The sequence below is a fragment of the Actinomadura monticuli genome (assembly GCF_041463655.1).
GTDB lineage: Bacteria > Actinomycetota > Actinomycetes > Streptosporangiales > Streptosporangiaceae > Spirillospora > Spirillospora monticuli.
The window spans coordinates 64,753-78,651 of sequence record NZ_JAXCEI010000008.1 but is presented as its reverse complement, the minus strand read 5'-3'; the positions used below and the strand labels follow the sequence as shown (position 1 = coordinate 78,651).

The 13,899-nt window shown below is 73.0% G+C and carries 15 protein-coding genes, 1 tRNA gene and 1 pseudogene; 7 read left to right on the top strand and 10 right to left on the bottom strand.

Going from position 1 to position 13,899, the window contains the following annotated elements:
- The first annotated feature begins 18 nt into the window (after positions 1–18).
- Positions 19–909: a hydroxymethylglutaryl-CoA lyase gene (locus SM611_RS19355; RefSeq protein ID WP_371951151.1), complete on the top strand. Its 891-nt coding sequence runs from the start codon at positions 19–21 to the stop codon at positions 907–909.
- Positions 910–931: 22 nt separating this feature from the next.
- Here the strand turns inward: SM611_RS19355 and SM611_RS19350 are convergent, their stop codons facing one another.
- The 3 genes from SM611_RS19350 to SM611_RS19340 all read right to left on the bottom strand — a co-directional run bounded on the left by SM611_RS19350 (position 932) and on the right by SM611_RS19340 (position 2,518).
- Positions 932–1,357 carry a VOC family protein gene (locus SM611_RS19350; protein ID WP_371951149.1) on the bottom strand — a complete coding sequence of 142 codons (426 nt, stop codon included), beginning with the start codon at positions 1,355–1,357 and terminating at the stop codon, positions 932–934.
- Positions 1,358–1,360: 3 nt separating this feature from the next.
- Entirely contained in the window at positions 1,361–1,792 is a 432-nt protein-coding gene (locus tag SM611_RS19345) for an ATP-binding protein (protein ID WP_371951147.1), read from the bottom strand.
- Positions 1,793–2,050: 258 nt separating this feature from the next.
- Entirely contained in the window at positions 2,051–2,518 is a 468-nt protein-coding gene (locus SM611_RS19340) for a CoA-binding protein (protein WP_371951145.1), read from the bottom strand.
- A 204-nt stretch (positions 2,519–2,722) separates the two neighbouring features.
- Between SM611_RS19340 and SM611_RS19335 the strand changes: the two genes are divergently transcribed.
- The 5 genes from SM611_RS19335 (at position 2,723) to SM611_RS19315 (ending at position 6,422) form a co-directional block, all read left to right on the top strand.
- Positions 2,723–3,841, top strand: coding sequence for a class I tRNA ligase family protein (locus SM611_RS19335; RefSeq protein WP_371951143.1), 1,119 nt, complete (start codon positions 2,723–2,725; stop codon positions 3,839–3,841).
- Positions 3,842–3,926: 85 nt separating this feature from the next.
- The gene (gene nagA / locus SM611_RS19330) at positions 3,927–4,880 is read left to right on the top strand and encodes an N-acetylglucosamine-6-phosphate deacetylase (RefSeq protein WP_371951142.1); all 954 of its coding nucleotides are present in this window, start codon (positions 3,927–3,929) and stop codon (positions 4,878–4,880) included.
- Between the two features lie 36 nt (positions 4,881–4,916).
- Positions 4,917–5,546 (top strand): GNAT family N-acetyltransferase, encoded by a 630-nt coding sequence (locus tag SM611_RS19325; protein WP_371951140.1) that lies wholly within the window; start codon positions 4,917–4,919, stop codon positions 5,544–5,546.
- Between the two features lie 215 nt (positions 5,547–5,761).
- On the top strand, positions 5,762–6,298 hold the full coding sequence (sepX, locus tag SM611_RS19320; RefSeq protein ID WP_371951139.1) for a divisome protein SepX/GlpR: 537 nt from the start codon (positions 5,762–5,764) through the stop codon (positions 6,296–6,298).
- 47 nt (positions 6,299–6,345) lie between these two features.
- Positions 6,346–6,422: transfer RNA gene (locus SM611_RS19315), tRNA-Ala, on the top strand.
- Positions 6,423–7,115: 693 nt separating this feature from the next.
- On the opposite strand, the pseudogene SM611_RS19310 reads toward SM611_RS19315, so the two are convergent.
- From SM611_RS19310 to SM611_RS19295, 4 genes and pseudogenes are all read right to left on the bottom strand, one after another.
- Positions 7,116–7,715 (bottom strand): annotated as a pseudogene (locus tag SM611_RS19310) (IS5 family transposase); the annotation flags it as partial.
- A gap of 177 nt (positions 7,716–7,892) precedes the next feature.
- Positions 7,893–8,084 (bottom strand): ferredoxin, encoded by a 192-nt coding sequence (locus SM611_RS19305; protein WP_371951138.1) that lies wholly within the window; start codon positions 8,082–8,084, stop codon positions 7,893–7,895.
- 24 nt (positions 8,085–8,108) lie between these two features.
- A complete protein-coding gene (locus SM611_RS19300; RefSeq protein WP_371951136.1) occupies positions 8,109–8,993 on the bottom strand; it encodes a pyridoxamine 5'-phosphate oxidase family protein in 885 nt (294 codons plus the stop codon).
- Positions 8,994–9,056: 63 nt separating this feature from the next.
- Entirely contained in the window at positions 9,057–9,509 is a 453-nt protein-coding gene (locus tag SM611_RS19295) for a VOC family protein (RefSeq protein WP_371951134.1), read from the bottom strand.
- Between the two features lie 134 nt (positions 9,510–9,643).
- Here SM611_RS19295 and SM611_RS19290 point away from each other — a divergent pair, with 134 nt between their 5' ends.
- On the top strand, positions 9,644–10,297 hold the full coding sequence (locus SM611_RS19290; RefSeq protein ID WP_371951508.1) for a CGNR zinc finger domain-containing protein: 654 nt from the start codon (positions 9,644–9,646) through the stop codon (positions 10,295–10,297).
- Positions 10,298–10,432: 135 nt separating this feature from the next.
- Here SM611_RS19290 and SM611_RS19285 read toward each other — a convergent pair whose 3' ends face one another.
- The 3 genes from SM611_RS19285 to SM611_RS19275 are packed head-to-tail and all read right to left on the bottom strand — an operon-like array spanning position 10,433 to position 13,870.
- Entirely contained in the window at positions 10,433–11,908 is a 1,476-nt protein-coding gene (locus SM611_RS19285) for an NADH-quinone oxidoreductase subunit NuoF family protein (protein ID WP_371951133.1), read from the bottom strand.
- The gene (locus SM611_RS19280; RefSeq protein WP_371951131.1) at positions 11,905–12,729 is read right to left on the bottom strand and encodes a hypothetical protein; all 825 of its coding nucleotides are present in this window, start codon (positions 12,727–12,729) and stop codon (positions 11,905–11,907) included. Before SM611_RS19280 ends, SM611_RS19285 begins: the two co-directional genes overlap by 4 nt.
- Before the next feature lie 13 nt (positions 12,730–12,742).
- The gene (locus tag SM611_RS19275) at positions 12,743–13,870 is read right to left on the bottom strand and encodes a M23 family metallopeptidase (RefSeq protein ID WP_371951130.1); all 1,128 of its coding nucleotides are present in this window, start codon (positions 13,868–13,870) and stop codon (positions 12,743–12,745) included.
- Positions 13,871–13,899: the final 29 nt, after the last annotated feature.

Below are 13,899 nucleotides of genomic sequence, written 5' to 3'. Positions count from 1 at the left end.
GCATACAAGGGAAGGCCGATGGCGGACGTCGAACTGATCGAGGTCGGACCCCGGGACGGGCTGCAGAACGAGGCCGCGATCCTGCCCACCGCCGACAAGGTGCGGCTCATCGAGCGGAGCGTCGCGGCCGGGCTGCGGCGGATCGAGGCGGTCAGCTTCGTGAACCCCAAGCGCGTCCCGCAGATGGCGGACGCCGAAGCGGTGATGGAGCGCGTCCCCCGGCAGGACGGGGTGCGCTACGCGGGGCTCGTCCTCAACCCGCGCGGCCTCGACCGGGCGCTCGCGACGGGCGTGGACGAGATCAACGTGGTCGTCGTGGCCACCGACGAGTTCAGCCGCCGCAACCAGGGCTGCTCGGTCGAGGAGGGCCTGGCCAACTGGGCGCGGATCGCCGCCGACGCGCGCGCCGCCGGGCTGTTCCGCAGCGTCACGATCGCCGCGTCCTTCGGCTGCCCGTTCGAGGGCGAGGTGCCGGCCGAGCGCGTCCTCGGCCTCGTGCGGCGGATCGCCGAGAGCGAGCCCGACGAGATCGCGCTGGCCGACACGATCGGCGTCGGCGTCCCCGCGCAGGTGCGGACGCTGCTGTCCGGCGCCGCCGAGATCGCCCCCGGCGTGCCGCTGCGCTGCCACTTCCACAACACGCGCAACACCGGCTACGCCAACGCGCTCACCGCGCTCGACCTCGGGGTCAGCGCCCTGGACGCGAGCACCGGCGGCTTCGGCGGATGCCCCTTCGCGCCCGCCGCCACCGGCAACATCGCGACCGAGGACCTGCTCTACGCGCTGGACCGGATGGGCGTGCGGACCGGCGTCCGGATGGCGCCGGTCACGGAGACGGCGGCCTGGCTCAGCGAGCGGCTCGACAGCCCCGTGCAGGCCCTGCTCGGCCGCGCCGGCCCCTTCCCCTGATCCCCCAGACTCCCCTGAAGGGTCACCACTGCGGGTTCGTGCCGTCGCGCTGCAGGAACTCCAGCCGGTTGCCGAGGTTGTCGAAGGCGTAGAAGCGGCGGTGGCCCGGGAAGTTCCCGTCCCAGGCCACCTCGACGCCGTGCTTCGCCAGCCGCTCGGCCAGGGCGTCCAGGTCCTCGACGCGGATGCCCGGGTGGGCCTTGCGCGCGGGCCGGAAGTCCTGCTCGACGCCGAGATGGATCTCCAGCGCGTCCGCCCGCACCCACAGCCCGCCCCGCGCGGCCAGCGCCGGCGGCTTCGTGATCTCCCGCATCCCGAGGGCGTCGACGTAGAACGCCCGGCAGTCGTCCTCGCTGCCGGGCGGGACGGCGATCTGCACGTGGTGCAGCCCGTAGGCGAACGGCGACCCGTGGTCCGGCCCGTATCCCTGCGCTGAAACTTCGCTCATGGATCACATCATCGCGCGGGTGAAGTACACGCGGATAGTCGTTCCGCCCGGACCGCTGTGGACGCGGACGAGATCGGCCAGCTTGTGCACCAGCAGCAGCCCCCGGCCGCCGACCGAGTCGGGCGGCACGGGACGCCGCCCGGCCAGCGGGTCGGTGATGTGGCCGCCGTCGCTGACCTCGATGACGAGGTGGGTGGCGTCCTGCCAGAGGCAGAGCACCCCGGAGCCGCCGCCGTGCTCGACGGAGTTGGCGGTCAGCTCGCTGACGACGAGTTCGGCGTCCTGGACGCGGTCCTCGCCGAGCCCGGCCGCCGACGCGCACTGGACGGCCAGCGCCCGCGCGACCTTCAGCGTGCCGGCGTTGAAGGGCAGCCGCCGCGGGTGGGGGACCCGCCGATCAAGATGATCGCCGACCCGCTCCCCGCTGCCGGTCATGACCGTCCCTCCGACCGCACTGGTTGCTCTACGGCAATCATGAATGGTACCGACTGAGAGCGAACGGAAGGGCCCGCTTCACCCTGGATCTTCCCTGGTCATCCGCGCGCCGGACGCCCCGCCCCGGCGGATCGCCACCGACCGGGGACCTATGTGACCGATTGATCATGATTCGAAGTGCGGACTTCGAGCGTCCACGCGCCGGGGACCGCTCCACGGCGACGCGTGAGAGCGGCGGTCGCTCCCGTTCCTCCCGGGCTAGGCTGGGTCCTCCTGCAGAACGCCCGCCTTCGCGAGCGATTCCGGATCGACCAGCCGCATGCCGTGGTCGCGGCAGACGGCGAGCAGGCGGCGGTGCTGCTCGGCGGTCAGCTCCGCGCGGATCACCGTCAGCGCGGGAATCCCGGACCGGCCGCAGGCCGCGGCCACACCGCACACGGCGTACGCGGGGACGGCGACGACCGCCAGGTCGGGCCGCTCGGGCAGTTCGGCGAACCCCGCCACGCAGGGCACGCCGTCCAGGTCGGCCCCGGCGTAGTGCGGGTTCACCGCGTAGACGGCGCCCGTGGCGCGGACGCCGCGCAGCAGAGCGGCGCCGGCCGTCCCGGGCTCCCCGGACGCGCCGATGACCGCGATCACCCGCGGCGGCTCGGCGGACCGTCCGCCGCCGGTCCGCACCCCATCGATCGGCGGCGCGAAGGTCGGCGCCCCGGGCAGTTCCGTCATGCCCCCCAGCCTCTGACGGCGCAGGTCACGGGTCAGGGTCCCAAGGTCACCTGCCGCCGGGACCAAGGTCCCGAGCCGGGGCCCGGAACCGAGGACCTCCGGCAGGTGCCGTCTTCACCGCTTTCTCCGCACACTGGGAGGAGACCGGACGGAGCGCGCATAGGCAACCTTCGGCTTCCCGACCACGGTGAGGAACGGCATCCCGTGAACCCCAACGCACCCGACCGCACCCTCCGGCTCGGCGGGCGCCCGCTGCCGGTCGCCGGCCCCGCCCACATGTACGTCTGCGGGATCACCCCGTACGACGCGACCCACCTCGGCCACGCCCGCACCTTCGTCTGGGCCGACGTCGCGGCCCGCGTCCTGCGGCACGCGGGCGGGGACGTGCGCGTCTGCCGCAACGTCACCGACGTGGACGACGTGCTGAACCAGGCCGCGCACCGCGCCGGCAGCCCCTACGACAGCTTCGCCGCCGTCCAGCAGTACTACTTCGAACGCGACCTCGACACCCTGCGCGTCCATGCCGTCGACCACCAGCCGCGCGCGCACAACCACGTCCGGGAGGTCGTCGCGCTCGCGCAGGGGCTCCTCGCGTCCGGCGACGCCTACCTGCGGGACGGCACGGTGCTCTTCCACGGCGCCGGCGTCCCCCGGCGGGCCGGGCTCGGCGACGAGGAGGCCCGCGCGCTGCTGGCCGAGTACGGGGACGAGCCCGGCGATCCGGGCAAGGAGCATCCGTTCGACATCGCCGTCTGGCGGCCGTCCCGCTCGGGCGAGCCCGCCTGGCCCAGCCCGTGGGGCCCCGGCCGGCCCGGCTGGCACGCCGAGTGCGCCGCGATGGCCATGGCGACCTTCGGCCCGGCGCTCGACCTGCACGCGGGCGGCGCCGACCTCCGCTTCCCGCACCACGCCTACGAGTCCGCCATGGCAGAGGCGCTGACCGGCGTGCGGCCGTTCTCCCGGGCCTGGCTGCACGTGGGCGTGGTGCGGCGGGACGGCGAGAAGATGGCCAAGTCGACCGGCAACCTGGTCCTCGTCTCCGATCTGGTGCCCGGCCACCCGGCCGCCGCCGTCCGGCTGATGCTCGTCGACGAGCCCTGGCGGGACGATTGGGACTACGCCCCCGACGTCCTCGACCGCGCCGCCGGCCGCCTGGAACGGCTCCACGGCGCCGCCGGCCGGAGCGGCTCGTCCGCCGGCGCGGAGGCGGCCGTCACCGAGGCGCTTCTGGACGATCTCGACGTGCGCACCGCGCTCGCCGTCGCCGAACAGGACGGCGGGCGCGCCGCCCGCCTGGCCATGCACGTGCTCGCGCTGGACTGAACCCGACGGCCCTCGTCAGGCCAGGATCACGCGGACGCCCGCCTCGGTGAAGGCGGCCACCTCCGCCTCCGGCACCGTCGCGTCCGTGACCAGGACGTCGATGCCGCCGACGTCGCAGATGCGGGCGAAGGCCCGGTGCCCGACCTTCGAGCCGTCCGCGACCGACGACCTGGTCGGCGCGCTCGGCCATCAGCCGGTTCACGTCGGCCTCGCCCTCGTTGTGGCAGGTCGCGCCATGCCGGGCGTCCACCTCGAAGGCCCCTACCTCTCCCGCGACCGCTGCGGCGCCCACGACCCGGCGCTGCTGCGCGCCCCCGACCCCGCCGAGTTCCGCCGCCTCGTCCGGCTCGGCCGCGGGCACCTCCGCATGATCACCCTCGCGCCCGAACTGCCGGGCGCCCTCGGCCTCGTCCGGGAGGCCGCGGACGCCGGCGTCATCGCGGCCGTCGGCCACACCGAGGCCACCGGCGGCACCGCCCGCGCCGCGTTCGACGCGGGCGCCCGCGTCGCGACGCACCTGTTCAACGCCATGCGGCCGCTGCACCACCGCGAGGGCGGGCTCATCGCCGCCGCCCTGGACGACCCGCGGGTCACCGTCGAACTGATCAACGACGGCGGCCACGTCGAACCCGCCGTGGCCCGCCTCGCCTTCGCCGCCGCCGGCCCCCGCGTCGCGCTGATCACCGACGCCATGGCCGCCACCGGGATGGGCGACGGCCGCTACCGGCTCGGCGCCATGGACGTCGAGGTCCGCGGCGGCCGCGCCACCCTCGCCGGCGGGACGTCCATCGCCGGCAGCACGATCACGATGGCGGACGCCTTCCGCCGCGCCGTCACGGACATCGGCCTGCCCATCGAGGCCGCCGCCCGCGCCGCGTCCCTCACCCCCGCCCGCGCCCTCGGCATCGACGCCCGCACCGGCTCCCTCGAACCCGGCAAGGACGCCGACCTGGCCGTCCTGGACGACGACCTGATCGTCACCCGCGTGATGAAGCGGGGCGCGATCGTCCCGCGTGCCCGAATTCTCGGCGACAATTGATGGCGTCCAGACGTCCGACCAGGGAATCATGGAACCGTGGAACGTTTACGGGGATGGCCGGTCACCCTGACCGAGGGTTCCGTCGGGCTGCGCCCGCTGCGGCATCGCGATGCCGCCGTCTGGCGCGAACTGCGGGTCCGCAACGCCGACTGGCTCCGCCCGTGGGAGCCCACCAACCCCGAGACGCCGCTGTTCCGCAGCGGGCTCGGCCCCTACGTCAGCATGGTCCACACCATGCGCCGTGAAGCGCGCCAGGGCCTCGCCCTGCCCTGGGTCGTCACCCACGAGGACGACTTCGTCGGCCAGCTCACCATCGGCGCCATCGTCTGGGGCTCGGCCCGCTCCGCCCAGATCGGCTACTGGGTCGACAAGCAGGTCGCCGGACGCGGCGTCATTCCCACCGCCGTCGCCCTCGCCGTCGACCACTGTTTCTTCACCGTCGGCCTCCACCGCCTCGAAGCCAATATCCGTCCGGAGAACACCGCGAGCCGCCGCGTCGTCGAAAAGCTCGGATTCCGGGAAGAGGGAATTCGGCGCCGCCACCTGCACATCGACGGCGCCTGGCGCGACCACATCTGCTACGCCCTCACCGTCGAGGACGTGCCCGGTGGCCTGCGCGCACGCTGGCTCGCCGACCGCAAACAGGCATTTCCCCGGCACACCTGAGCCGCCCATGACTTTCCCGCCGTAAGAATCCTCCGTAAGAGAAGGCCAGGCAAACGGAGAGTAACGGCGAGATCGATCTCGCGACACACCGCCCCTTATGCTCGTCAACCTCTGACACCCCCTCGTACCGTGCGGGGCGTGGCCCTGCTCCCATTGCACGTTCGCGCGCCGAAAGTCGGCCCGCCTCCTAAGCGTGCCCTGGGACGGTGGGGCCGGTGAGCAGCGCGGTCCTGTACCTCGCCATCGTCGCCGTCTGGGCGATCGTCCTCGTCCCCATGTGGCTGCGCCGCGACACCGAGGCGACCGGCATCTCCCGCCTCCTCCACAAGCGTCCCGAGGAGGACGAGGAAACCCTTCCCGACGAGCCCCCGGCCGAGGACACCCCGGCCCCCCGCCGCCGCGTCACCCGCGCCACCGTCATCGCCCGGCGCCGCCGCCGCACCACGGGCCTGACCGCGCTCGTCCTCACCGCGATCGCCGTCGTCGCGTCCGGCCTGGCGCCCTGGTGGATCACCCTGCCCCCGGCCGTCCTGCTCGCCGGCCACCTGGCACTGCTCCGCGTCGCCGTAGGCATGGACACCGCCCACCGCCAGGCCACCGCCGCCGCCCGAGCTCGCGCCCGAGCCCGAGCCCGAGCCCGCGCCGCCGCGGCCCAAGCCCGCGAGACCGAAACCGCCGAGGTCATCGAGCTCGTCACCCCCGACGAGGTCTTCGACCAGTACGCCGACGACCGCCGAGCCGTCGGCGAGTAACCCGTGCGCGAGCACCCCTCGAAGTTTGCTAACCTTACGGAGTCCTTGGGGCTGTAGCGCAGTCCGGTAGCGCACCTCGTTCGCATCGAGGGGGTCAGGGGTTCAAATCCCCTCAGCTCCACCAGGAACACCCAGGTCAGAGGCCGGTTCAGGAGAGATCCTAGACCGGCCTCTGATCATTTGCCACCACGTTGCCACCAAGACCGAGCAACACCAGATGGCACGCTCCGGCAACCCGAACCTCACCCCCACGCCACATCGCCGCACTCATAGCGCCGTGACGCAGCCCTCACCCGGTGCGCAAAGATCGTTACCTGAGGACGCATCTCCGCCCTGCCACCCGGTACAACGGCCACCGAGCGACTCAGCCGCCGATCCAGGACGGCGCGGTCCTGCACGCGACCCTCACGTCTACTGCGTCGGCGGTGTCCGTGTGCAAGGCGACGACCTTCAGGGGGCGGTGGAAGCATCGAAGGATGTTCGCCGGCGCGCACACCCACCCGGGCCCGTCGTCCGAAGAACCGGCCGGGCCTTGAGGGCTGGACGACAACCTCGCCGATGCGCTGCAGGTCGCTCTGCCCCTGCGCATCCAGGAGATCCGCGGCTGGCCCCCCGGCAGTGCGCGAACGACGACGCCTGGGCCCAGCAACTGCCGCGAAAACGACAGGAACCTGGTCCGCGGTGACACCGGCATCGCCTGCCCGGAGTGCCCAGCACGAACTATCGCACCCTCGACGGCGCCCGCCAGGTCATCTTCGAGCCCTGCCCCCACCGGATGACCAACGAGGGAGTTACTCAAGACCTACGCCGAACCACCCCTGACACGGCCCAGAACCGCGATGAACTGCGGGGTGTCGCCCCATTGGCCGGGAATGATGTGGAAGGACAGGACGCGGCACCGGCTGTCGGCGGCCAAGTGAATCTTGGTGGACAGGCCCCCGCGGGAGCGTCCCAGCGCTTCGCCTGCCGGGCTACCTCCTCCAGCAGGACCGCCAGCTCCCTCCAGGTCCGCTTGTCCTGATTCGTCCCCGTCCGGTCCGGTCCCCCTTTTCGACGAGGACGGGGGCGGGGGCGGCCGGTGCAGGGCGCCGGCGGCGTGGCTGGTGGGCGCGCTCAATGGTGGAGTCGACCGAGACCTGCCAGCCGATGTCGCCGGTGGCGTCGGCCTCGGCCTGCACCACCTCCAGCAACCGGTCCCAGGTGCCATCGGCCGACCAGCGCCGGAACCGCTTGTACACGGTGATCCACTCACCGAACTCCAGCGGCAGGTCACGCCACGGCACCCGGTCCGCACCCGATGGCAGATCCCGTTAATCGCCGTGCGATGGTCGACCCACCGGCCGCCCCGTCCACCCGTCGGCGGCAACAGCGGCGCCAGCCGCTCCCACTCGGCATCGGTCAAGTCACCACGACCCATAACCCGACAGCGAACGAAACCTCGCTCTATGCCAGACGATCCAGGAACCTGGCCCTAGGGAGGACAGGGCTCAGCGCCGATCATGGTGATCTCACCGTCGTAGCCGAGCCGCCGTAGTTCCTGCGCGATGGTCAGTTCCGCAGGGCCTGCACCGACGACCGCGATGCGGCGCATCGGTCAGTCCTCGTCCAGGAAGATGGCTTGTACAGGGCAGGCGCGGGCCGCCTCCTCGATGGCGGGTAGCGATGCGTCGGCGGGCGTGGCGTCGTACACCAGCTCGTCATCGTCGTTGAGGCTGAACACCTCCGGGGCGGCGAACACGCACTGGGCGTGGGTCTGGCACAGGGACAGGTCGACACGGATGCGCATGGTTCTCTTTCATCTGTGAAGCGTTCAGGCGGGATTGAATCGGGAGTATTTGCCGAAGGACCAACGCTGCGGAATGCCGCCGGAGACCTCGATGACCTTCTCGACGTCGAAGTCGATCAGTCGTTGCGCGCCGGGCACCGCCGCTGCCCGGACCGGATCCCAGTCGGCGCGGGCGCGGCCGGTCAGCTGCAGGGTGTGACCGCTTTCCCAGTCCAGGAACAGCAGCCCGCAGCGCGGCTCGAGTTCGAGGTTGCCCAACGTCATGTACATCGAGTTGCCGACATAGTCCGGCCAGGTCAGCCGGCCGCCGCCGGTCACCGTCACGAAGCCGGGGTTGCCACCGCGATGTGATGCGTCGGTCCCCAGCCCTGCCGCGTACGTGCCGATGAAGAACGTGTCGGCCGCAGTGATCCACTGCCGTTGGTCGGCGGTGAGTTCGCGGGTGACGAGAGCCGTCCGGTGTGCCGAAGGCGAGTCGTCGACGTGGACGCGGGTCTGGATGTATTTCGGGCAATTGGAATACACCTGTTCGGTGCGCACCAGGAGCCGGTTCTCGTGCCGGCGGGCCCGGCCGTTGACCCGCATGCGTTTCCGAGTGGCCGGCTCGATCATGAGCATGCCCACCGGCCGCTCGTCGTCGAAAAGGCCTGCGAGCGGATCACCCGCGCCGGGCAGCCGGTCGGCGATGATGGTGCGCTCGTCGGGGGCGATGGTGAACCCGGGCGGGCCGGTGAGGACGCTGGCCCATGCCGCGCCGGTCTCGTCGGCGGCTGCGAGCACCGCCAGCCGCTGCCGGCTGAGGAACTCCGCCGCCACCGGTGGAATGGTCGCCTTCACGCCGGCCGATCCCCAGCCGTCGACGGTCAGACCGGCGCGGCGCTGTACCGCGTGTTCGCCTTTGTGAAGCATGAGCAGTCCTTTTCCGTCGCCGGCCCGGGCCGCAGAGCGCGGCCCGGGCGCAGGTCGTGTCCGCTAGAAGAAGCCGCAGGTCGGTGCGCCCTGCGTGGGCGCCGGTGCGGTGTCGGCTCCGCTCGGCGCATAGATCTCCAGGCGGATGCCGTCCGGATCGGTGAAGAAGACGCCGCCGGAGGACGCGCCCTCGCCGTGCGGGACGACCCCGTCGTAGACCAGCTCCCCGCCGAGTTCGCGCAGGGTGGCCTCCGCGCGGTGGACCGTCTCGATGTCAGGTGCCTGGAACGACAGGTGGTGCAGGCCAGGCCGGTCGGTGGGGAACGTGCCGCTGCTCTGCTGCCACAACGTGACCTGCAGGACGCCGTCGTGGCCGAGGAAGGCGAAACTGCGGTCGCCGTCGGTCTGATCGCCCAGGACCTCGAAGCCGAAGACTCGGCGGTAGAAGGCAGTGGAACGTGCCAGGTCGGTCACGTTCAGGCCGATGTGCCCGGTCTGCAGGGCCGGTGTGCTCATGCGAAATCTCCTGTGCGGATGGGGTGACGGGCAGGCCGCGCCGCCCGTTTCTTACGGTTGGAAGCCGCTCTAACCGTTAGAAATATGGCAGCGGTTTATAACGATGTCAAGTTGCCGGTACCGTTAGAAGAGTGATGGAAGTGGCACACCTTGCAGGTGGCGGTGCCCCGCTCCTTGGCGAACCGCCTCCCATCGAGCTCGGCAACACCGCGTACGCGGTGAGAGGTCGCCGCAGGGACGGCTTGCAGAGCGTCGAGCACCTGGCCGCATGGCTTCGCGACATGCGTGCATGCCTCGCGATCGGACTCGCCGATGCCGACATCGAGGGCGTCACCGACCAGGACCTGCGCCTTGCCAGGGAACTGCGGGACGTCATCAGGGCCCTCGCCGCGGCGGCCGTGGACGGCCGCGAGTTCGATGCGGACATGGTCGCGACCCTCAACCGTCATGTTCGCCAGAGCCCGCGCTGGCGCGAGCTGCGCTCCACTCCTGAGCCGCACACGACGGTGTGCGCCGAAGGTCGCCCTGTTGCGGCCGCGATCGCCGCATTGGCCGAGGACGCCGTCGACCTGTTCGCCGGGCCGCAGCTCGACCAACTGCGCGCCTGCCACGGGCCGGGCTGTGTGCTGTTCTTCGTCCGCGACACCCCGCGGCGCGAGTGGTGCTCACCTGGCTGCGGTAATCGGGCGCGAGCCGCCCGTCACTACGCCAAGGTGAGGCAGGAAACCGGCGATGGCGGACACCGCAGCGCGATAGCGACTCGTGGTGCCAGCTCATCGAGCGCCTGAGCCTGCCCTACGGCGCGGCCGGCCGGCTCTGCGAGAACTGAATGGAGCAGGCCCGCACCCCAGTGGGTTGCGGGCCTGCTCTTGCGGGCCTGCTCTTGGGGGCCTGCTCTTGGGGGCCAAGGTGGCGGGACGGGGTCAGGGGCGGGGGCGGATCGACAGGGCCAGGGCCGGGCACATTTCGGCGGCCTGGGCGGCGCCGCGCAGGAGACGGGACGGGACGGCGGCGCCGGTGATGACGGGGTAGCCGAACCGGTCCAGCTCGATGAGATCGGGGAGCAGATGCCGGCACAGTTTGTGGCCGGCGCAGCGCGACCAGTCGATGGCCAGCTGGAACCCGGACTCCTCTTCGGTCTCCTCCCCCGGAACCGGCAGGACCCGGCGGGTCGGGCGGCCGCATCCGCCCCTGGTCAGGTGCGCCTCGACGTCGTCCTCGAAGGCCTTGAGCGCGGAGAGCAGGAAGCGCGTCGTCCCGTCGGGGTGGCTGCAGGCGCCCCGCCCCCGGACGGTCGCGCTGCCGCCGCGGATCCCGGCGAGGGCCTCGTCGCCGGTCTTGCCGGCGGCGAGGGCGGCGAAGGACTGGGCGATGGCGGGCAGGCCCATCCGGCAGGGCCCGCACTGCCCGGCGGACTCGGCGCCCATGTAGGTGGCGACGCGGGCGACCTCGCCGACCGGGCACGTGTCGCCGGGCAGCGGGACGATGATCCCGGCGCCGAGGGCCGCGCCCGCCGCCGTCATCGACTCGCGGGACACGTTCGTGGCGGCGGCCTGCGCGGGGGTCAGCCAGGCGCCGTGGTACCCGCCGACCATGAGGCCCTGCCCGGCGTCGGTGCCGCATCGGCGCAGGACGTCGGTGAGGGGGACGCCGGTCGGGGTCTCCACGACGACGTGGCCGCCGTCGGGGGCGGTGACCGTCAGCAGGACGGTGCCGGGCTCGGCGGCCGTGCCCACCGACCCGTAGCCTTCGGCGCCCAGCCCGGCGAGGAGAGCCAGCTGCGCGAACGTCTCGGCGTTGGACAGCAGCGTCGGCAGCCGGTCGACGCCGCTCTGCGCGGCCCTGACCTTGCGTCCGGGCGGGATGGGCGTCTCGCCGTTCACGCCGCGCACGAGCGCGCCGCCCTCTCCCGTGATGAACCGCTCCGGCAGCTGGACGACGCGGGCCCGGTCGTCCAGCCCGGCCTCGGCGACGGCCAGCCGCAGCGACCGGGCGGCCACTCCCTCGTCGGTGATGCCGATGACGAGTTCCCGGGCGCGCAGCGCCCGCGCCGCGAGCATCGCGCCGTTCAGGACCAGGTGCGGGACGAAGGCGAGCAGCGCCTTGTCCTTGGAGCTCGCCGGCTCGCCCTCGGTGGCGTTGACCAGGACCACGCAGCGCTGGCCCGACCGGTCCGCCGACTTCCGCACGGCGGTGAGCTTGCGGGCGAAGGGGAACGCGGCTCCGCCGCGGCCGCGCAGGTCGACCCGCTCGGCGAGGGCCACCAGGTCGCGGACGGAGTACCGGGGCGGGACGCGGTGCGTGCGCCGGTGCGCGGCGGCGTCCAGCCGCGGGACGCGGTCCAGCCCGGCCAGCAGCCGGGGCGGGCCGATCGTCGTCACGCTCGGGACGGGGCTCACGCGCGGCTCCTCGACCAGCGGCGGGCCTCGTCCTTCAGGTCCGCCCAGAACTGCTCGTCGGGGACCCGGGCCGGCTCGTCCGGCGGCGGCTTGGCCGCCGGGCGGTCCGGCGGCCTGGTCGAGGCCGGCTGCACGGGACGCGGCCGGGCCGTGCGGGTCCCGCGGCGGTGCCGCGAGGCGATGGCGAGGCGCAGCAGGACCAGGACGGCGACCCCCGCCGCGCAGGCGAGGTAGCTGAACGTCACCCAGTTCTTGGCGGCGCGGCCGGCGCCGAGGCCGTGGACGAGGGCGACGGGCCAGCACAGGTAGACGCTCAGGTGCAGCAGCCGCCACGTCCAGGCGCGGCCGGCGCGGATGAACCGGCCGCGTGCGACGCCGATCGCGAACGCCAGGATCATCAGGTCGCCGGCGACGGAGCCGAGCGAGACCATCAGGCCGTGCCCGCGCGTCCCGGCGGCGGGCAGGACGGCGTCCAGCGCGGTCGCGTGCCGCTCCAGGATCTTGAGGGTGATGTGGACGGCCAGGAAGCTCATCGACAGGGTCGCGGTGGCCCGGTGGCCGGACTGGGCGACGATCCGCAGCCGGACGGGAGTGAACCGGCCGCTCGCCAGCAGCCCGAACACGACGGCGCCGGTCAGCCCGACCAGGGTGAACACGCCGGAGAAGAACTCCAGGAAGCCGTGCACGGCGGTCAGCGCGCTCGCGGCGGGAGCCGTCCAGCCGATGGCGGCCGCGGCGGCCAGGCCGACGGCGAGCAGCAGCACCGTGCGCACCCGCCGGGCGCTGCCGGGCGGGGTGTCGGACGAGGAGGCCACGTTCATGATCCCTTCCGCGTCAGGACGCCGCCGCGGCGGACGGCGTCCGAGCCGTGGGGCTCTGCTTCGGCGATGAGGAGGCGGCGGGGGCCGGGCCGAGGTTCCGCATCGGGTCCCCCGCCTGGATCCGCGCCCCTTGGCCCTCGGCCTGGATCGGTCCGGAGGCGGGCAGGCGCAGGGTCCAGCCGCCGATGAGCAGGGCGTTCAGCGACACCGGGCGGCCGCCGGACAGCAGCCCGAACACCACCGCCGGGGGTCCGCTCGCGTGCGCGCCCGTGCAGGAGTCCGTGTTCCCGGCCGTCCCGAGGAATGCGCCCCGCTGGACGGCTGCCCCATCCTCGGCCTTCGTCAGCGCGGACATCTGGGAGTAGGTCGACGCGAGCCCGTTCGGGTGGATCAGCAGCAGCATGCCCCGGCCCGCCTCGCGGCTGCACAGCCGGTACAGGCGGCCCGGTCCGGCCGCCAGCACCCGGCCGTCCCCGCCGGTGAACGCGATCTCCTCCGCGCTGCCCGTGGCGCGCATCGTCCACGACTCGCCCGCCTTCCACGGCAGGGAGAGGCCGGTGTCCTTCGACGCCGCCGCCTTCCCGTACGCGGCGAGTAACGAGCGCTCCGCCTTCGGGACGACGCTGTCCGGCGCCCGCCGCGCGTACTCGGTGAAGCTTCTGGAACCGGTCACGGCGACGTCCCAGCCCGTCTTGGCGTGGTGGGCGATGAACAGCGAGGCGTCGGGCGGTGCCTTCACACCCTGGGGCGGCGTGAGGACGGAGGAGCCGAAGGCCCAGCCGCGCGCCGGATCCGACCGGGACAGCAGGACCGTGGGCGCCGCGGGGGCGCGGCCACCGAAGTCGCGGCGCGCGATCGGCGCACGCTGTCGCAGGACCACGGCGCGCACCCTGCGCACGAGCGGTGTGACCTTCGCCGCCGTCCGGACGGGTCCCGGATCGTGCGAGCCGCCCGCCGGCCGCGTCCGGCCGGAGGCGGGTGCGGATGCCCGTGCCTGCCCGTCCCGGGCGGGTGCCACCGCCTGCGCCACGACGGCGGACAGCGTCAGCAGGACGGCGACCGCCCCGGCACCGCCGAGCCACACGATGCGGTTGGCGAGCGGCAGTAACGACCGGCCGCCCGAATGGTGGCTGGACATCATCGGACCAGAGTCGCGCCCCGGCCGATAAG